Here is a 19489-nt window from a genome sequence, read left to right as displayed (position 1 = left end):
CCCATGAAAGAGCAACTGCGCAGCGACGTGATCGAGCGCCTGAAAACCGATTACGGGCTCAAGCATCGGACGAGCACTGACTACATGCGCGGCGGCACCTGCCCGAAGTGCCGTCAGAAAACGCTGTACACCCGTTTTGATGCTCCGTGGTTGGTTATCTGCGGTAGACCTGAAAAATGCGCTCACACCCTACATGTGAAAGAGCTGTACGAAGACCTGTTCGAAGACTGGAGCAAACGCGCGCCGGCCACTGACCAACACCCCAACGCGACAGCCCGTGCCTACCTGGAATTCGCCCGGGGTTTTCGCATTGAGCTGATCCAGGGTTGGTTCACCCAGGAAAGCTTTTACTCCCCCGACCACAACGCCGGCAGCGCAACCGTGCGCTTCGCGTTGGACAAAGGCGGCTGGTGGGAACGCCTGATCGATCGGCCGCATCGCTTCGGCAAGATGAAAGCCCGGTTCAAATCCAAGGACAGCTATCGAGGCGTCTGGTGGTGCCCGCCCTGCGTGGACCTTCTGGAGGCGAAAGAAGTCTGGATTGTCGAAGGCATCTTTGACGCCATCGCCCTGGTGCACAACGACATCGTCGCAGTGTCAGCCATGTCCTCGAACGCCTTTCCTGAAGAGTCGTTGCGAGCGCTAGCCCGTGACCGTGAAGGCAAGTTGCCCAAGCTGGTCTGGGCACTCGACAACGAGTCGGGCGCCCATGCCTACACCAAACGCTGGGCGAAGCAGGCGCGAGCGCTGGGGTTCGTCTGTGAGGCGGCGCAGATCCCTCTGCGTGACGGCCGCAAAACCGACTGGAACGACCTGCATCAGCGCTGGAGTTTCATCGAAGACGAGAGCCAACGCGCCGACCAGATCGCGGCTGATCTGAAACAGACACGCCACCTTGGCGCCTTGCTGCTGGCCGAAAGCGCGGCTGAAAAAGCGTTGCTGATGTACGACTGGAACAAGCGCGGTGAATTCCACCTGGGCTTCGGCAGTCGCCTGTACTGGTTCAAGTTGGACATGGAGAAATTCAACCGAGCAATGCAGGACATCGAGGACAGCGAGAACCACGACGACCAGTTGCTCAACCAAGCACAGCAACGCGAGAAAGCGCTCCAGCAATCGGGCAGCGTGGTCGAGATTGCCAACTGCTACCCGCAAGCCCTGTATTTCCAGCGCAACGAAGTGACGGACGAGTCCTGGTATTACCTGCGCGTCGATTTCCCGCACGACTCCGAGAGCGTGAAGAACACCTTCACCAGCGGCCAGCTTTCAGCGGCCAGCGAATTCAAAAAACGCCTGCTCGGCATGGCCGCCGGTGCCATGTACACCGGCAGCGGTCAGCAGCTGGACAAGCTGATGAAGGACCAACTGTTCGGCATCAAAACCGTGTCGACGATCGACTACGTGGGCTACAGCAAGGAATACGGCTGCTACGTCTACGGCGATCTGGCGATCAAGGACGGCACGACCTACAAGGTCAATAGCGAGGACTATTTCGAGTTCGGCAAGCTGCGTCTGAAGACGCTGCAAAAAGGCGTACCCATCAAGCTGCAGCGTGACGGTAAGGACTTCAATGAAGCCTGGTTGCCTTTGCTGTGGACCTGCTTCGGTGCCCAAGGCCTGGTAGCACTGGTGTTCTTTTTCGGCTCGTTGTTCTGCGAGCAGATCCGTGCACGCTACCAGTCGTTTCCGTTTCTGGAAGCCACCGGCGAGGCCGGCGCCGGCAAAACCACCCTGCTCAACCTGTTGTGGAAACTGCTCGGCCGTGAAGGCTACGAAGGCTTTGACCCAATGAAGTCGACGAAAGCCGGTCGCTCGCGGTTGATGGGCCAGGTGTCGGGCATGCCGGTGGTGTTTCTGGAAGCCGATCGCCACGGCGATGATCGATCCCACGCCAAGACCTTCGAATGGGACGAGCTCAAAGACTTCTACGGCGGCGGCACGCTGGCCACCAAGGGTGTGAAGACCGCCGGCAACGAAACCTACGAACCGCCGTTTCGCGGGACGATCGCCATCAGCCAAAACGCGGCCGTGGTCGCCCATGAGGCGATCATGACCCGGATCGTGAAGTTGCATTTCATCCGGCCGACAGTGACGCCGCAAAGCCGCGCTGCAGCGGACAAGCTGAACGCCCTGGACGGCGGCACGCTGAGCCACTTTCTGATTCGGGCTGTCGGTAAGGAATCAGCTGTGCTCGAGCTGTTCGCCCAACGCATGCCCGAACACGAAGCCAGGCTGCGCCGCTTGCACACCCACTGCTTTGCCTGCGGTACGGAGTATCCCAATGAACAAGGCAACTGCAGCAGCTGTGGATACGACCTGCGCGGGTACATCCGCGTTGAGCGGATCAGCAAGAACCATGCGCAGCTACTGTCGCTGCTCGATGCCCTGCGCCTGATTCTGAAACTGGACGAGCCAAAGGTCGCCGCCACTCAGCGCCAGATCGTGCGCATGGCCATCGAGCGCCAGGCCTCGATCAGCTCCGACCATCCGGCGGTGGCCGAGTTTTGGGAGGTGTACGACTACCTCCAGTCGCTCAGCGAAGACCCGGTGGTCGACCACAGCAGCGACCCGAGCGTCATCGCGATCAACCTCAACGAATTCAGCGAACGCGCCACCGAACACAAACAGAAGCTGGCCGACGTAGCCACCCTGCGCGACCTGCTCAAAGAATCCCGTTCGCACAAATTTCTGGACGCGAACAAGGCCGTGCACAGCGCGGTACGTGCGGCGCTGAACGCAAAAACCCCACTGGCGCCAGGCCGTCCGACGACGGTCAAGTGCTGGATCTTCAAAGCGTGAAATGGAGCTACATCGATGCAAATCCAAGTCTTTATGGGTAATGCCGGCGACGGCAACACGAACAAGCTGCAAGAGATCATCGATCGCCTGAATGCGTTGGGGAAAAGCCAGCCGGTGATTCAAGCCGGGGCTTATGGCGAGGACGGGCTGCTGCAGATTCTTGAAGTTCGTGCTGCAGGTGGCCAGCGCGAAATCCTGGTGGACTCATGCAGCCCACAGCAGATTTTGAGCGTACTGGAATGGCAACCCTGTACCGAGGAAGACCCGAATTACGCTGATCTGGTTATTCACCTGGCCCGTCGAGACTGACGGAATAGAAGTGATGTCGAGGAGTTGCAGCTCCCCGACATCAACCATCACTGAGGGCAACACCATGGAAGCAACGCACCAAAGCAGCAGTGATCTAAAGGCTAACACACTCAACAACAGTGACCCGCATGCACGGCATCTGATGGCTATCAGAATCGTAGGGACAGCGCTGTTTGATTATCGCGTACGGAAAACTGAAGCAGCGCGGATCCGGCTTGAATGCCTTACCACTTTCGCCAAGGAGTTGGGCGACATCGATGCGGCAGAGTTCGCTGTTGTCGCTCAACTACTGGCAGGCAATTCAACAGCAGACCGCCCCCCAATTGATCGAACTTACTCACTCGAAGGTATCGCACTATGAAAACGCTGTTCGTACTGATGGCTCAATACAATGGCCAAGTGGTAATTCCGCTGGATCGAGTGTGCCAGGACTATTTCACCCACCTGACAACGGATATGTTTCAACGCAAAGTAGGTGCTGGGCAGATAAAGCTCCCAATTACTCGTATGGAGCCGAGCCAGAAAAGTGCGAAAGGTGTCCATATTGCGGATCTTTCGGCTTACCTCGATGAACAGCGCGCCGCAGCAGTCAAAGAAAGTAACCAACTGAATAGCGCGCCGCGCAGCAGCTAATTCACCTCAACGTTTTGGCGCCCAGTTTTACGGGCGCCTGCAGGATGCGCTCGAACCATTCCCAAGTTGCATAAACATCCCCTCGCCCGCGCAAGTGGGTATAACGGCGCATTGAGTTCCAGTCTCGATGGCCCGAAACGCTCGCCACTCGCGGAATGTCCCAATCCATTTCAAAAAGACGACTGACGCCTTCGTGGCGCAGATCGTGAAAGTGCAGATCTTCAATGCCCAGGATTTTGCAGGCCCTTGTCCAGGACGTCGACACGGATTCAGCGCTGTAAGGAAAGATCTCAGGCAACACTTTAGGCATGGTCTGAAGGATCTCCCATGCTTCAGGCGGCAAATGACACCAGACGTCGTTACCGATTTTTTGCCCAGGGTTCTTCATGTCACGAACCAGAACCCGATGACCTGCATCATCTAAGTCATCCCACCGGATCCGGGTAATCTCTTCTTGCCTACGCGTGGAAAACAACGCGAAGCCAGTCAGCTTTAGCATGTTGATAGAAGTCGGACGACGGCTTTGAATACTTCGAAAGTGCGTCAGCAGCTTGTCGAGTTCTTCCAAGGTGGGCCGGCGATCGCGCTCGCGGCTTTTCATGTTGTAACCGAGCTTTTTCAACACTCGGCGGGCGTCCGCCATTGCGTGCGGATCCACCTCATACCCCCAAGCGGGCCGAGCTATCGAGAGAACCGCGCCCAGGTGTGCGAGATCGTTGCCGGCGGTTTGAGGCTGAACGCCCCCGCCCTCCTTGCCCATGCGCCATAACGCATATTCAACCAGGTGCTGGCTGCCCACATCTCTGTCGTTCAACTTCCCTAGGTAGGATTCGCTGATCGCCTTCAACGTGCCGAGCTTCGTCTTCCCGAGAGGGCGCGCCTTGGTCATCTCGGCCAAGTACCGATCGATCATTTCCTTGATCGTCGCACCAGTTCGGTTTGCCCGCTCGATCGCACCTGGTTCGTCCAGTTCGGTTTCTCTTTTACGCACCCAAGCCTGTGCGGCCTGTTTTCGGGCGAAGGTCTGACTCTCTTGGTAAACTTGCGTCCCATCGCGAAACAGGCGTATCTGTGCCGTGTAACTGGTGCTGCCGTCGGTGCGTTTCCGTGCTCTGATCGTGGCCATAGTCAACTGGTACAATTTGAAAAGTGGTTGGTACATTGTACCAACCGAACTCAGAAAACGCCTATTTACCCCCTGAAACCGGCTTAGAACACGTAGAGCAAAATGGTACAGAATTCAGCTACATACCCAACAAACACAGGCTCTACGCTGTCTAGAAGGTTCTCCGTTGCGCCCATGATGGATTGGACGGACCGCCACTGCCGGTACTTCCTGCGCATCCTGTCGAAAAACGCCCTGCTCTACACCGAGATGGTCACCACCGGCGCTCTGCTCAACGGCGATCACGAACGTTTCCTCCGTCACAACGAAGCCGAGCACCCGCTGGCGTTGCAGTTGGGCGGTAGTGTTCCGCTGGATCTGGCCGCTTGCGCACGCATGGCGCAGGAGCACGGTTACGACGAGGTGAATCTGAACGTCGGCTGCCCGAGTGATCGGGTGCAGAACAATATGATCGGGGCGTGCCTGATGGGGCATCCGCAGTTGGTGGCGGATTGTGTGAAGGCGATGCGGGATGCGGTGTCGATTCCGGTGACGGTGAAGCATCGGATCGGGATCAATGGGCGGGACAGTTATGAGGAGCTGTGCGATTTCGTCGGCACGGTGCGGGATGGCGGGTGCACCAGTTTTACGGTGCATGCACGGATTGCGATTCTGGAGGGGTTGTCGCCGAAGGAGAACCGTGACATTCCGCCGTTGCGTTATGACGTGGCGGCGCGGTTGAAGGCGGATTTTCCGGAGTTGGAGTTCATTCTGAACGGCGGGATCAAGACGATGGAGGCCTGCCATGAGCACTTGCAGACCTTTGACGGCGTGATGCTGGGGCGCGAGGCGTATCACAATCCTTATCTGCTGGCCGAGGTGGATCAGCAGTTGTTCGGCAGCAGCGCGCCGGTGATCAGCCGGGCCGAGGCGCTGGCGCAGTTACGGCCTTATATAGCCGAGCATTTGCTGGCCGGCGGCGCGATGCATCACATAACCCGGCATGTGCTGGGCCTGGGCACCGGGTTCCCGGGGGCGCGCAAGTTTCGTCAGTTGTTGTCGGTGGATATCCACAAGGCCAAGGATCCGCTGGCGTTGCTGGATCAGGCGGCGGAGTTGCTGGCCGGGCGTTGATCGACGCTTGGAGCGTGTGGGCAACGAATGAGCGTTGCCCGGTGTTTTGCTGTACTGACAGGATGTCTTTTGGTTATGCCCACGTTCAGCTGTGTTTTATTCAAGCGTTTCACCCTCCTCGCTTTACTCTCGACTCTCTCTGCAAGCGCCTATGCATCCTGTGATTTTGCGAAGGGGTGCGGCAACGGGGAAAATGGCCCTTTTCAATCTACCCAGATGTCTGGTTTTCTGGTTTTCACGACGACGATGGTCACAGTCGACGGGATGTCGGACATTTCCGGACTGAAAAAACGTGTGTATTCGGTAGAGGAAATTGAAGCGGCACGTTATTTCCTCGCCAGTGACGGCGTGCTGCAAGCCGCGTATTTCACCTCGGCGTTGCAGCGGTTTCGTCAGGATTCGCCCGACTCTGAATTGAATGACCTCGCCGTCGCTGCGCTGCTCAGCAGTCAGTAATCAGCTTGCCGCCGCAGCCGTCCAGTTGACCCAACCAAATTGCCAGGTGGCGAGGATCAGCAAGCCGAAGCCGATCCGATACCAGGCGAAAGTGGCGTAGCTGTGGTTTGCAATGAACTTCAGCAGGCCGCGCACGGCGATCATCGCGAAGATGAACGCTACGACGAAGCCCAGGGCGAAGACCGGCAGGTCGCTGCTCTGGAACAGTTCGCGGTACTTGTAGCCGGAATACACCGCAGCACCGACCATGGTCGGCATTGCCAGGAAGAACGAGAACTCCGTGGCGGCCTTGCGTGACAGGCCGAACAACAAACCGCCGATGATGGTGGAACCGGAGCGCGACGTGCCCGGAATCATCGCCAGGCACTGTACGCAACCGATCTTCAGCGCGTCGGCCCACTTCATGTCGTCCACATGGTCGACACTCACTACATGATCGCGCTGCTCGGCCCACAACATCACGATGCCGCCCACCACCAATGCGACGGCAACGGTGATCGGGTTGAACAGGTATTCATGAATCGTGTCGGCGAATAACACGCCGAGAATGACCGCCGGGAAAAAGGCGATCAGCAGATTACGGGTAAAACGCTGGGCATTACTCTGGGTCGGCAGGCCTTTGACGATCTCGAAGATCTTCGGGCGAAACTCCCAGACCACGGCCAGAATGGCGCCCAGTTGAATGATGATATTGAACGCCATGGCGCGTTCGCCGCCGAACTCCAGCAAGTCGGCAACAATAATCTGGTGGCCCGTACTGGAAATGGGCAGGAACTCGGTCAGGCCTTCTACCGCCCCAAGAATCAGCACCTTGAACAAGGTCAGTAAATCCATTAATCCTCCGTCAGAGCGCTCTTTGCGGGCGCCCTGTTAAATGCATTCAGGCATTGAGTATCTGAAGTAAAACAATTGGCAGATGCGCACCCATTGCCCGACTCGGGGACGGAGAATATGTCTTATCAAAAGCCACACTCAAGGCATGTTAATAAACGTCCGCATGTGAACTTGTCGACGTTATAGCCAAAACACAGGCCTCACCATAAAATGTGACCCACCTCACACTGCTCTGATACGTATGCAGTTGAGTGATGGCCAAGGGACATTAAAACAGGTCGCGATAATTACAAAATAGTGGCACCGTTCCATATTGCCACCATCTAACGACCTCAATTCCGTTAGTTCACAGCCCCGAAAAAATCAACTAAAAGCTTGAAAAGCTTAATTATTGTTAGAAAACTCGGGAGCCACGTCTAAAATCCGCGCAAATGTTACCAATTGTCAGTCACAGATGAGAACCGGTGCTTTAACATCCCGATGTCAGCACCTTTTCGAGTCAATGCATGATGCTCACAGGTAACTTAGCGACTAGAAGTCCGCGCCGCACAAGCGACGAACCAGGTGTTCTCACTCTGGGTCGTACCCGTGGCGTGGCTGAACACTTTAGCGCGCTAATCACGAAGCATGTGCAGACTGATCTGGCCATTGAAACTGGCTCTTACGCTAGTTCATATCAGCCAAATGAATATCACGGTTTGTATCGAGCCATATTCATTGTCATCGACAGCCCTCAGGCTCTTGAAGACAACCTGGCACTGGTGGAAAACCTGCGCAGCGACAACTTGAAGCCGATCATTTGTGCCGTAATCACCGGCCGCGGCGCTTTCAACAAGATCAAGTACTTCCTGGCCGGTGCCGACTTCTGTATCAAACTCAATACCTTGTCCGATGAAAGCGCCGAACTGCTGGGCGAGTTCTTCAACAGTGAAGAATGGCAACGCGATATCAGCCTGGTGCTGGATCCCACCCGCATCTGCCTCTCGGACACCAGCAAGAAACTCGATATCTCCTTTGCCGAAATGAAGATCCTGCAAGCCTTTGCGCAGACCGGCAATCACATTCTCAGCCATGATGAAATCGCCGGCATCATGGGGCTCAACACCCATTTCTACGACCCTCGGGCGCTGGAAAAATCCATCAGCCGCTTGCGTGGGAAAATCAAGGACGTGTACGGTACGAACGCCATACAGAGCATTCGCGGGTATGGCTATCGTCTGATGAGGGGGTTGATCTCAACTCCTTGATTCAGGGAAAACACTCTTTTGCAGCATACGAGGGAACGTCTGATGCAACGCTTCAAATATCCGCTTTCTCATAGTTTTAACCGCGTCACATATCTAATAAAAAGCTGTCAATTGCATGAGCGCTGCAACACTTAAACATAACAATAAACCATTACTCTAACGCAGACCGAGTGGAACTTATCGAGGCCATCTTTGGGCCCAGACCCTGCCTGATCGATTAATTCCGAGGAAAACATTGCTCGCCTGCCATTATTTTTTCGCCAAATTTGGTGTGTACTTTAGGAGAGAGACATGGAAACCAGCACGACCCTCCCAAGAAAATACTTTGTTGTCGTGACTAACAGCTCAGCGTCGCAGCGCGAACTCGAGAGCATTCTCTCCAGTGAGCGTTTCAATTCGTTTGGCACGTCTCAGGCACAAATGTTTATTGAAGGTGTTGCTTCGCCCTCTTCCACTCCGATGCTGATGGAGTTCACTTACCCACGCGGCACAAGGAAGCATGTCGCACCCAGCATTGAACATGATACCCAGCGCATATTGGCCACCCTCGAATCGGAATGGCTGGCAGCACAATCGGCGCATTCATTCCACAATTCCACGGCCATGTCCGAAAATCCCACTGACACTTCCCGAACGATCGAATCCGACTCGCCCTGCACTGAAGCCTGGCATCTGGACAATGATCAGGGTGCATTGACGAAAGAGGGTGTCGAGATCAGTCTCACCGGGCTCGAAACCGCACTGGTGCGCAAGATGCTGCACCATGAAGATCGTGTTGTCAGTCGCGACGATCTGATCCTCAGCATCGGCCGCGAGCCGGAGCAATACCGGGGACTGGAAATGTGCCTGAGCCGTCTTCAAGACAAATTCAAGAACGCCAGCAACGGTGAACGATTGTTTCGTGCCGTGCGCAATCGCGGTTATTGCCTGATCCAGGAAGTTGTTGCCTAAACAACATCCCCCACTACAAGACAAACAGATACAAGTGCGATTACAAAAATAAAAAAGCACTCTGTTTGGTTTCACCCCTCCCTGGTTACACCCGCCTCCTGACCCCACCTACGATAGCAAACACAATATTGATTATTCACCCCCTGCCTTTCGACCTTTTCTAACGTTTGAATATTGGAAATTTAAATAAGTTGGCACTGTGCCATCTTGTTAGAACTCGTCAGACAGCATCCCCGGCAATAACTTAGTCTATTGACTGACGACAGTTCCGCATTCCGGCGTTGTTACCTCAGGACACTGACTCAAACAACAATAACAAGTCTGCTTAACAACTCGGTTTTCTACTGTCGAAACCTGAACGGACGTCTTTTGGGGATATCGTATGGATCTTTCTCTTCGTATCAATCGAAACACCGGCCTCAAGGGACTGACCTTTTGGGGCCAATGGGCGCTGGCACAGAGTTTCATTGTTTCCCTGTTGTTCATACTGGCCGAACAGCACACGGGCACCGTCGAGTTCTACTATCGGATGTGCACGATCCTGGCGGTACTGGCCTCGGTGCCGGCTTATACCTTCAGCGGCGCGTATCGAAAGCGAGACAATTACCTGACCGGGCTGGGTCGACTGTTCATGGGCTGGTTCATGACCATGGCCGGGCTGGCGTTCATCGCCTTCATCTGCAAGGCCGATGCGCTGTTCTCCCGCCAGGTCATCCTTGAGTGGGCGGTGTACGGTTTCCTCGGTCAGGCGCTGCTGTACGCACCGCTGCATGCGTTCTCGAAGTTCTACCAGCGGTCGCGCAAAAGCGAACACAAGACCCTGATCGTCGGCACCGGCGAACTGGCACTGGGCCTGGCGAAGAAATTGAGCCAGCACGAAAACCTGCCGCTGGTCGGCCTGGTCAGCAACGGCGATACCCCGTCGCTGGAAGCGGACGCCCCGCGCGTTGTCGGCGCTCAGGACGAACTGCTCGAGCTGATCCAGACCCACGACATCCGCCGCTTGTACATCACCCTGCCGCTGTCGGAAGCCGCCAAGATCGAAGCCATGTATGTGGACTTGCTGGATGCCAACGTTGACGTGGTCTGGGTGCCGGACCTGAACAGCCTGACGCTGCTCAACCACTCGGTGAAAGTCGTGGACGGTCTGCCGGCGATCTACCTCAATGAAAGCCCGCTGACCAGCCGCCCGACCGCTGCGCTGAGCAAGAGCCTTGTTGAAAAAGCCGTCGCCCTGCTGGCGATCATCCTGTTGAGCCCGGTGCTGCTGGCCGTGGCGTTGGCGGTGAAGCTCACCTCGCCGGGCCCGGTGTTTTTCAAGCAGGATCGCCACGGCTGGAACGGCAAGGTGATCAAGGTCTGGAAATTCCGCTCGATGCGCGTGCACGATGACCGTGAGGTCAAACAGGCCAGCCGCAACGATTCGCGCATCACGCCAGTCGGTCGCTTCATCCGTCGCACTTCGCTGGACGAGCTGCCGCAACTGTTCAACGTGCTGCAAGGCCACATGGCGCTGGTCGGCCCACGCCCGCACGCCGTGGCGCACAACAACTACTACTCGGGCAAGATCCTCGCCTACATGGCCCGTCACCGAATCAAACCGGGCATTACTGGCCTGGCGCAGATCAGCGGTTGCCGGGGTGAGACAGACACCCTCGACAAGATGGAAAAGCGCGTCGAGATCGACCTGAAGTACATCAACAACTGGTCGCTGTGGCTGGATGTGAAGATCCTGGTGAAGACGCCGTTCACCCTGCTGTCGAAGGATATTTACTGAGACGCAGGGCTTGAGGAGGCAACACCGCAAGGGGACGAAAGTCCCCTTTTTTGTGGGCGGGATTTGGGGGTTGGCGGAGGGCTCTGCGGCCAAGGAAAGTCTGATGATTTGATGTCGGCTGAGCGGACGCCTTCGCGGGCAAGCCCGCTCCCACAGGTTTTTAGGTGATGCCGTAATCTTCGCCACTCCTCGAAACTTGTGGGAGCGGGCTTGGTCCGGGCGGCGATCCGACGAAGGCGCCGGATCATTCAACATCAGGTTTGAACCTGGAACACACCGACTCCCACAGCAATCACGGCTGCATCAAGATCACCCTTCACCACAAACAAAAACGGGAGCCATCAGGCTCCCGCTTTAACTGCCCTTCCCCCAAACCTACTGGGTAATCTTCCCGAAGTTGCGGTAGAACATGTCCCCTTCCCGACTGTCCGTCATCGAATGCAGCTGGAAGCTGCGGTTGAGCCGCGCGCCACCGTCACGGGTCAGCGGTGCCCACACCAGGTTGGCGCGGCGCATGGTCGACATGCTCATCATTTCGTCGAACGGGATCGACAGGTACAGCCCCTTGTCGAAACTACCCTCGCCATACTCGGCGCTGCCGGCGGTGGTGATGGTCGCCCAGGCGCCAAAGCGTACGCCGTTGAAGAACTCGCGGGAGATATCCACCGTGCCGCCAAAGTCGCCCGCCAGGTAACGGCCGACGCTGACCGCGGCCAGCGTGTCGAACGGCAGGTCGGTGTAGCCGGTGATGTGACCGGTCCAGACCGAGTAATCCTGCAGGCCGAAACCCTGGTCGAATTCACGCTGCCGCACGTAGTTCAGGTCCGCACCGATCGACCAGCGCTTGCCGGTAGGGCGAAACAGCACCTCGCCCCCGACCCCGGCGAACATCGATTCCAGATAACCGCCGTAGACCATGCCGTACAAATCCTTGTCCAGTTGCTCGGCATGACTGACCTGGAACAGCGGCATGGTGGTGTCCGACGTGGTCAGGTACTGACGCAAGTCAGTGCGCACGCGCGGCAGGCCGCTGGGGGCGTCGTAGGTGAATTTGTCGAAGTTGTTGATCAGGTTCTGACTCAGCAGACCGTTCCACCAGGTGTTGCGGTTGAAGCGGTATTCGGCGTCCAGATCCGCCGTGAACTGATAGAGCAAGCCATCGGGGCCGCCGACGTTCTGTTTGAAGCCCAGACCGACGCCGTAATTGAAGTGCTGCGGCGCTTCGGTGTAGAGGGTTTTCTCGTTGCGCGGCATCGCCGGGTTGATCTCGGTGGTGCGGTGCAGCGATTCCAGCGGCTCTTCGTTGTTGATCACTTCGCGGAAGGTCTGCCGGGGCACACTGGTTTCTTCCAGCGGCAGGTCGTAGCGCTTGTTGACCACGGTGAACCAGTCGATGTCGTCGTTGACGCTGTTGTCGAGGATCCGGCTCGCGCGGCCGACAGCCTTGGGCGAATGGAAATAGCGCTGCTGCTCGCCGTACACGATCAGTTCGGAATCGCGCTGGGTGATGCGCTCGACCTTGTAGCCGGCGTTCTGCTGCAAGCGGCGCGACACGTCGGCCCAATTGACCTCCTCCATCGTCGTGCTCGGCGCCTTCGCCGGCAGCGGTTCGGCCGGTGGGTCGAAGGTCTTGGCCGGGGCCTTGCGGCTGACGAAATTGGTGTGGAACGTGATGCCGAACATCGCCGTGTTGCCGCGCTCCCAGGCCGCGCTCACATCGACGGAATCGGTCACCTTGAACACCGCGCCGAGGTTGATCGGCGAGTCCTGCTTGATGATGTTGTCCTTGGGCTCGTGCTTGTAGTCGTTGCCTTCGTATTCGAGTTTCAGGCTGAGACGGTCCCAGGGTGTCTGGTAACTCACGCCGCCGAAAAACGACGGTTTGCCGCGAAAGTACGAGCCGGCGTTGACGTCACCGGTGCCCTCCAGGTCAGGGCGGGTGTTGAAGCGGTCACTGATCGAACCCAACGGGTTGTCGACATCGCCGCGATTGCCGATGTAACCCCAGGCGATGCCGGCGCTGAAATCGAAATTGTCCCAGCGCTTGTTGGCCACGAAGAATTCACTGGCAAACAGACCGGTACCGCCGATGTCTCGAAAGCCCAGCGCCACTTCCGGCGCCCAGTGGCTTTCCTGCCACAGCCGGACCTTGGCGTCGACCGCCTTGTCCTTATAGCTCTGGCTGCCGCTCAGCGCTTCGGAACCGTACGGACGGTTGGTGATGGCGGTGTAGCGAAACGAACCTTCCAGCCAGTCGAGCGGCTGCAACGAAACGCTGTATCGGCTGTACGGCTCGGTGCGGTTGGCGTTGACGCTCAACTCACCGGCGGGCGACATGCGCGCGGTCGGGGTCTGCAACAGACCGACGCCGCCGAAGTCATTCTGGGTAATCCGTGGCTCGGCATGCACCAGGCCACACGGCAATAACAACACAGCTGCAAAACGCAAATTCAACGAACCACCTCAGCCAACTGCGTGGCAATCAATTCGGCCAACTGCTGATTCAGTTCAGGGACAGGCGGATCCAGATCATCGTTTTTCACCGGCACCAGAATCTTGCTGCCGGCCACGGGCATCTGCCCGCTCTCGCGGTTCCAGTGGGCGATGCCGACCCGCCGCGATTCGCCGTTGGGCTGGATCAGCCACAGGTAGTCGGCATCGGCGTCCGCCGTCAGCAACGTGCAGCCCTGCAGGTATTCGCGGGCCTCCTGCAACGGCTGATAAGGCAAGCGGCACGGCTCGGCGACGGCGCCCAGCACTTCGACTTCGTCGACCCGTTTCGGGTAGATCAGTTGATCGCCATCGTCGAGACGGATGTTGCGGGCGAAGCCGACTTCCACCGCCACCGGATCGAGATCGGCAATCTGCCGTCCGGTCACCGGCATCTGCCGGACCTGCTCGGCCAGTCGTTGTGCCAGCGCCGCACGACTCGGCTTGTCGAACAGCATCGCCATGCGCTGCAGCACATCCAGATCGAATAGCACGCCGACCTTGAGCCGCGTCTGTTCCTCCAGCAGCGACTGACGCAACAGGACGCCCGCCAGCCAGTAGCCTTCGGCATTCGGCACGGCTTCGCCTATCACATCGCGCAAACGTCCGCCCGCCGGCAATTCGATCGGGCCCGGGTTGGCGACATCACCGCTGACGATGACTGCTGCCTCGCTGATCCCAGTGAGTAACATCAAACACGCCGAGAGCGCTCTGAGCCGCTTCACGGCAGATGCCTGCGGTCAGGGGTCAGCTGCACGATCCTGACCCGCAACTGCGAGGTCAGTTGCTGTTCACTCTGCACAATGAAACCGTCCACCGGATCGACCCAGTAACGGTTGGTTGCGCGCAGGCCGATGGCCGGCGCGTCAATCTGCTCGTCGACACGCAGCACGGAGTATTCCTTGTCGAGAATGTCGAGGGTTTCCAGGGACTTTCGGGAGAAGCGGCTGTTGACGATGATCCCGACTTCCTGGCCCTTGTAGAGGTCGATCCAGCGGCGGCTTGTGTAGCCGTCGGTGATGCGATGCAGGCCCTGTTTGAATGGCGAGTCATCGGACAGGCGCGTGCCGTCCAGATCGCCGTCCACGCCGAGGCCGACAGTGCGCATGGCCAGGCCGTCGCGCATCAGCAGCACCTGCTTGCCGGAGGCGACCCAGAACTGCAGGTCCTCGCGCTCGCGCACCAGCGCCAACACCCCGGAACCGGACGGCGTGGTCAGTTTGAGCTGGGGATACTTGACCCCCGCGACCTGCTCCGCCGACACGTCCAGTTCATCCGGCCCGATGACGGCGGACTTGAGGTTGTTCAACGAAGCGCTCATCAGCGGATTGCAGCCACTGAGCAACACGGCCGCCATCAGGCACACGCCCACTTTCAACGTTTTCACAGTCGGCGGCCTTATTTGCTGTTGTTACTGTATTCGCTCCAGTTCTTCGCAGCGGAAGCCCCCGTCCCGACAATCGATGCCGATGGCACCAACTGGCTGATCAGGCGATTCCAGCGAGTCACGTTGGCAGGCCCGACGTAGACCACGTCCTGGGGCCGGACTTCGAAGTGCGAGGCGAGCGCCATGGCGGTCGGCGATTCGGCTTCCAGCTGATAGATTTTCGCCGGCTCGACGTCGAGGTTTTCCACCCCGCGAATCACATACACGGCGTTGCCGTTGGAGGTGGTCTGGCTCAAGCCGCCGACCGACCCGAGCACGTCGGACAGGTTCATGGTGGCGGTCTTGAAACTCAGCGCACGGGGCTGGTTGACCTCGCCCATCACGTAGATGCGCTTGTTGTCGTTGTACGGCAGATACAGCTGATCGCCTCCCTTGAGGTAGACGTTCTGCAATTCGGAATCCTGCTGATTGAGCGCATCGAGATTGAGCGGATAGACCCGCCCGTTGCGCGTCAGCATCAGCCCCGACAAGTCGGCATTGTTGGTATCGACACCGGCCGACCCTAGGGCTTCGACCACGCTCAGCGGGTTGGTCGAAATCGCCTGGGGGCCGGCCTTGGCCACGGCGCCCGAGACCACGACTTTCTGACTGGCGAAACGCAGCACCGCGACATCCACTTGTGGCTCGGCAATGAACGCCGAGAGGCGTTGCTCGATGTCCGAGCGCAGTTGCTGGATGGTTTTGCCGGCGGCCTGGACTTCCTTGATGTACGGGTAGTACAAGGTGCCGTCGGAACGCACCAGACGACCGTTGGCGTCGATCTGCTGCTGCGCACCCGAAGGGGCGGTCAGCTCGGGATGATCCCAGACCGTGATGTACAGGACATCGTTGCTGCCGATGCGGTATTCGGCCGGGGTCGCCAACAACTCCGCCGGCACCGACTCACGCTTGTACGTGGCGCGGTTCATGGCGATGAGCTTGGGGGTGATCGGAATGAGCTCGACCCGGCTGCTTTCGCTGGCGCCCTGGCGCGTGATGCTACTGGTGCTCAGGTATTGGCCGGGGGAGAACATGCAACCTTGCAAAGCGATACTTGCCAACAATAAAAGAGAAAAACGACGGGTCATAATGGCACTACGCTATTCAAGGGCGAATCCAAAAACAAAGTCACCCGACTTTCGTCGGGCGACCCTGTACTGCACCAACAGATACTTCAGTTAGTTGTGCGTGCCGGTTGTACCCGTGGTACCGGTGGTACCCGTTGTACCGCCGTTGGCACTTCCACCACTGTTGGACGCCGCTACAGCACTGGCGACCATGGCAGTACTGGCAGCAGGCGCTGTAGAAGCCGCGACACTGCCAGATACATTGGTCACTGCTGTAAGCGGCGCTTCAGCTGCGGAGGCCCAGTTGCTCAACATCGTCAACAGGGCGATCGCCATCACTTTCTTCATATCAACTCCTTTCTAACATCGCACCTGAACATCGGGTGTTGGTTAGAGGTGGTAGAGTTCAAGTCGCAAAAAGCGCGAACAAGATCCGTTGTTCTTTCACAGTCTTACGCAACTGATAAAAGTCGAACGGCAGGTTTATATCTACGGACTTGCAAAAGGCATTGCCAGTCTAATTTCCCGACGATATCTAACAACCTGACTGAAACTAACATTGCACTAAAACGCCATCATCCCTGATAACCCCGGGGATGATTCGATTGCCAGCGCCAGGTGTCGGTGACCATGTCCTGCAAGTTGCGCGTGGCTTTCCAGCCGAGTTCCTTCGCCGCCTTCGAAGCGTCGGCCCAGCTTTCGGCAATGTCCCCGGAACGCCGTGGCATCACCCGGTAAGGCACCGGCTGCCCACAGGCCTGTTCGAAAGCCCGCAGCACCTGCAACACGCTGTAGCCGTCGCCGGTGCCGAGGTTCCAGGTATGAATGCCAGTGCGGTCTGCGATGGTTTGCAGGGCTTTCAAGTGCCCGTCCGCCAGATCGACGACGTGGATGTAATCACGCACGCCGGTGCCGTCGACCGTCGGGTAATCGTCGCCGAAGATCGACAATTCCTTGAGGCTGCCGACCGCCACTTGGCTGATGTAAGGCACCAGATTGTTGGGAATGCCGTTGGGATCTTCGCCCATCTGGCCGCTGTGATGCGCGCCGATCGGGTTGAAGTAGCGCAGCAGCGCGATGCTCCAGCGCGGTTCGGACTGGCACAGGTCGCGCAGCACGTTCTCGACGATCAGCTTGGACTGGCCGTAGGGATTGGTCGGAGTGCCGGTCGGGAAATCCTCGCGGATCGGCATCTGCGCCGGCTCGCCGTAGACCGTGGCGGACGAGCTGAACACCAGCCGGAACACCCCCGCCGCTGCCATCGCCTGGCACAGCGTGATGCTGCCGCTGACGTTGGTTTCGTAGTATTCGAGCGGCTTGCGCACGCTCTCACCGACAGCCTTGAGCCCGGCGAAATGCAGCACGGCATCGATGGCGTGCTGCTGGAAAATCCGGTCCAGCAGGGCCCGGTCACAGACATCCCCGCGAATCATCAGCGCACTTTTGCCGCAAATGGCTTCCACCGCGTGCAAGGCGGCGTCGCTGCTGTTGCAAAGATTATCCAGAACTACAACTTCATAACCTGCTTCAAGTAGTGCAAGTGTGGTGTGCGAGCCGATATAGCCGGCGCCACCCGTTACCAGAATCTTCATAGCGCGGTCCATAAGTGGGAAAAGTGCCAACTCGCGTGTCAAGCGCTGTTTGTTTAATGTGTGTCTTGATTCACACAAACAGCGCGACAACAACCAGAAACAAAAACAGTTCAATCACTGGCTATAAATATTTTTACAAGCCAAACTGTATTGCCTGGTACTTATTAGCACTCCCGCGCATTCATCACTATCAACGGATGCCGACTAAAAATAACCAATAACTGTCAAACCGACATCTCATAACATTGTCGTGTTTTACACTCATTGCTATTTGCCACTCATCTCCCGAGTCAGGTATTAAAGTACAGCTTCAATAACTTGCAACCTTTCGTTATTGCAATAAACGATGGCAGTGCGCCATGAATGACCAGGAAACTTTTATGATCCGTAAATGTTTGTTCCCCGCTGCCGGTTATGGCACGCGTTTCTTGCCGGCCACCAAAGCCATGCCCAAGGAAATGCTGCCGATCGTCAACAAACCGTTGATCGAATACGCCGTTGAAGAAGCACGGGACGCCGGCCTGCAACACATGGCCATCGTCACCGGCCGGGGCAAGCGCGCACTGGAAGACCACTTCGACATCAGCTACGAACTCGAACACCAGATTCGTGGCACCGAGAAAGAGAAGTTTCTGGCCGGCACTCGCGAGCTGATCGACACCTGCACCTTCTCCTACACCCGTCAGGTGGAAATGAAAGGCCTGGGCCACGCGATTCTCAGCGGCCGCCCGTTGATCGGCGACGAGCCCTTCGCCGTGGTGCTGGCGGACGACCTGTGCCTGAACCTGGAAGGCGACGGCGTGCTCACGCAGATGATCGAGCTCTACAAGAAATTCCGCTGCTCGATCGTCGCCATCCAGGAAGTCCCGCGCGACCAGACCCACAAGTACGGCGTGATCGCCGGCGAGGCAATTTCCGAGGGCATCTACCGGGTCAACCACATGGTGGAAAAACCGGCCCCGCAGGACGCACCGTCGAACCTGGCGATCATCGGCCGCTACATCCTCACACCGGACATCTTCGACCTGATTGCCGACACCGAGCCGGGCAAGGGCGGCGAAATCCAGATCACCGACGCCCTGATGAAACAGGCGCAGAACGGTTGCGTGCTGGCCTACAAATTCAAGGGCCTGCGCTTCGACTGCGGCGACGCCGAGGGTTACCTGCAGGCGACCAACTTCTGCTACGAAAACGTTTACCTGAAGGGCCGCTGAGCGGCCCCACTGATCCATCGCAGCACGCACATCCAACGAGGCAACCATGAACATTGCACAACATTCCGCAGAGATTGAACGTGAGGTGGACAACCTCGGGGTGATGAGCTGGTTATCCCGCCATCAGCCATTGCCCAGCGCCAATGGCCCGTGGCTGGGCACCCTGCTGCTGGTCGACCGCCTCGGCGTGTTTCCCTCGTCCGGGGACATACGCCGACCGATGCGCGATCCCTATCCCCTGCTCGCCCACCTGAAACGGATTTACGGCGAGCAGGCGCTGGAGGTCGATGACCGCGACGGCCTGAAGATGATCTTCAGCGACTGGCGTTTTCGGGTGCGGATCTGCTGCAACGACCCGGCGATCATCGTCAACGTGGAAACCCGTTGCGTGACGCAGTTGATGCCGCAGAAAACCGCAGAACTGCTGAGCCATCTGGATCTGTTCGATAACTGAC

General features: G+C 57.8%; 19 protein-coding genes. 11 read left to right on the top strand and 8 right to left on the bottom strand.

The genetic code is table 11. The features are described from left to right. Positions 1 to 3: 3 nt before the first annotated feature. From AWU82_RS14200 to AWU82_RS14185, 4 genes are all read left to right on the top strand, one after another. Positions 4 to 2799: a toprim domain-containing protein gene (locus tag AWU82_RS14200; protein WP_064381042.1), complete on the top strand. Its 2796-nt coding sequence runs from the start codon at positions 4 to 6 to the stop codon at positions 2797 to 2799. Between the two features lie 15 nt (positions 2800 to 2814). Next, positions 2815 to 3108 carry a hypothetical protein gene (locus AWU82_RS14195; protein WP_064381043.1) on the top strand — a complete coding sequence of 98 codons (294 nt, stop codon included), beginning with the start codon at positions 2815 to 2817 and terminating at the stop codon, positions 3106 to 3108. Positions 3109 to 3172: 64 nt separating this feature from the next. Beyond that, positions 3173 to 3469 (top strand): hypothetical protein, encoded by a 297-nt coding sequence (locus AWU82_RS14190; RefSeq protein WP_064384083.1) that lies wholly within the window; start codon positions 3173 to 3175, stop codon positions 3467 to 3469. After that, on the top strand, positions 3466 to 3741 hold the full coding sequence (locus AWU82_RS14185) for a pyocin activator PrtN family protein (RefSeq protein WP_025111104.1): 276 nt from the start codon (positions 3466 to 3468) through the stop codon (positions 3739 to 3741). The genes AWU82_RS14190 and AWU82_RS14185 overlap by 4 nt, the downstream gene beginning before the upstream one ends. A gap of 1 nt (position 3742) precedes the next feature. Here the strand turns inward: AWU82_RS14185 and AWU82_RS14180 are convergent, their stop codons facing one another. After that, entirely contained in the window at positions 3743 to 4867 is a 1125-nt protein-coding gene (locus tag AWU82_RS14180) for a site-specific integrase (RefSeq protein ID WP_064384084.1), read from the bottom strand. Positions 4868 to 4969: 102 nt separating this feature from the next. Here AWU82_RS14180 and dusA point away from each other — a divergent pair, with 102 nt between their 5' ends. Continuing rightward, positions 4970 to 5980 carry a tRNA dihydrouridine(20/20a) synthase DusA gene (dusA, locus tag AWU82_RS14175; RefSeq protein WP_084776943.1) on the top strand — a complete coding sequence of 337 codons (1011 nt, stop codon included), beginning with the start codon at positions 4970 to 4972 and terminating at the stop codon, positions 5978 to 5980. A 75-nt stretch (positions 5981 to 6055) separates the two neighbouring features. Then, entirely contained in the window at positions 6056 to 6436 is a 381-nt protein-coding gene (locus AWU82_RS14170; RefSeq protein ID WP_064381046.1) for a DUF2388 domain-containing protein, read from the top strand. Here the strand turns inward: AWU82_RS14170 and AWU82_RS14165 are convergent, their stop codons facing one another. Then, positions 6437 to 7270 (bottom strand): undecaprenyl-diphosphate phosphatase, encoded by an 834-nt coding sequence (locus AWU82_RS14165; protein WP_064381048.1) that lies wholly within the window; start codon positions 7268 to 7270, stop codon positions 6437 to 6439. It lies immediately after the preceding gene. Positions 7271 to 7776: 506 nt separating this feature from the next. On the opposite strand from AWU82_RS14165, the gene AWU82_RS14160 reads away from it, so the two are divergent. From AWU82_RS14160 to AWU82_RS14150, 3 genes are all read left to right on the top strand, one after another. Continuing rightward, positions 7777 to 8517 carry a winged helix-turn-helix domain-containing protein gene (locus AWU82_RS14160; RefSeq protein WP_064381050.1) on the top strand — a complete coding sequence of 247 codons (741 nt, stop codon included), beginning with the start codon at positions 7777 to 7779 and terminating at the stop codon, positions 8515 to 8517. 291 nt (positions 8518 to 8808) lie between these two features. Further along, a complete protein-coding gene (locus tag AWU82_RS14155) occupies positions 8809 to 9468 on the top strand; it encodes a winged helix-turn-helix domain-containing protein (RefSeq protein WP_064381052.1) in 660 nt (219 codons plus the stop codon). A 382-nt stretch (positions 9469 to 9850) separates the two neighbouring features. Next, on the top strand, positions 9851 to 11245 hold the full coding sequence (locus AWU82_RS14150; RefSeq protein WP_011335155.1) for an undecaprenyl-phosphate glucose phosphotransferase: 1395 nt from the start codon (positions 9851 to 9853) through the stop codon (positions 11243 to 11245). A 375-nt stretch (positions 11246 to 11620) separates the two neighbouring features. On the opposite strand, the gene AWU82_RS14145 is transcribed toward AWU82_RS14150, so the two are convergent. The 6 genes from AWU82_RS14145 to galE all read right to left on the bottom strand — a co-directional run bounded on the left by AWU82_RS14145 (position 11621) and on the right by galE (position 17820). Beyond that, positions 11621 to 13699, bottom strand: a complete 2079-nt coding sequence (locus tag AWU82_RS14145; RefSeq protein ID WP_064381054.1) for a YjbH domain-containing protein — start codon at positions 13697 to 13699, stop codon at positions 11621 to 11623. Beyond that, positions 13696 to 14427, bottom strand: coding sequence for a capsule biosynthesis GfcC family protein (locus tag AWU82_RS14140; protein WP_064381057.1), 732 nt, complete (start codon positions 14425 to 14427; stop codon positions 13696 to 13698). The genes AWU82_RS14145 and AWU82_RS14140 overlap by 4 nt, the downstream gene beginning before the upstream one ends. A 29-nt stretch (positions 14428 to 14456) precedes the next feature. Further along, positions 14457 to 15122 (bottom strand): YjbF family lipoprotein, encoded by a 666-nt coding sequence (locus AWU82_RS14135; RefSeq protein ID WP_084776947.1) that lies wholly within the window; start codon positions 15120 to 15122, stop codon positions 14457 to 14459. An 11-nt stretch (positions 15123 to 15133) separates the two neighbouring features. Further along, positions 15134 to 16249 (bottom strand): polysaccharide biosynthesis/export family protein, encoded by a 1116-nt coding sequence (locus AWU82_RS14130; protein WP_176243895.1) that lies wholly within the window; start codon positions 16247 to 16249, stop codon positions 15134 to 15136. A 90-nt stretch (positions 16250 to 16339) separates the two neighbouring features. Continuing rightward, a complete protein-coding gene (locus AWU82_RS14125) occupies positions 16340 to 16576 on the bottom strand; it encodes a hypothetical protein (RefSeq protein WP_003226528.1) in 237 nt (78 codons plus the stop codon). Positions 16577 to 16803: 227 nt separating this feature from the next. After that, on the bottom strand, positions 16804 to 17820 hold the full coding sequence (galE, locus tag AWU82_RS14120; protein ID WP_039772766.1) for a UDP-glucose 4-epimerase GalE: 1017 nt from the start codon (positions 17818 to 17820) through the stop codon (positions 16804 to 16806). Between the two features lie 380 nt (positions 17821 to 18200). On the opposite strand from galE, the gene galU reads away from it, so the two are divergent. Continuing rightward, complete coding sequence (galU, locus tag AWU82_RS14115; RefSeq protein ID WP_011335161.1) at positions 18201 to 19034, top strand: UTP--glucose-1-phosphate uridylyltransferase GalU; 834 nt, start codon at positions 18201 to 18203, stop codon at positions 19032 to 19034. Between the two features lie 46 nt (positions 19035 to 19080). Then, complete coding sequence (locus AWU82_RS14110; RefSeq protein ID WP_039772767.1) at positions 19081 to 19488, top strand: phosphohexomutase domain-containing protein; 408 nt, start codon at positions 19081 to 19083, stop codon at positions 19486 to 19488. Position 19489: the final 1 nt, after the last annotated feature.

The organism is Pseudomonas glycinae, assembly GCF_001594225.2.
Taxonomy (GTDB): Bacteria; Pseudomonadota; Gammaproteobacteria; order Pseudomonadales; family Pseudomonadaceae; genus Aquipseudomonas; species Aquipseudomonas glycinae.
Note: the sequence above shows the minus strand (reverse complement) of the source record. Positions and strands in the feature narration are given on the sequence as shown.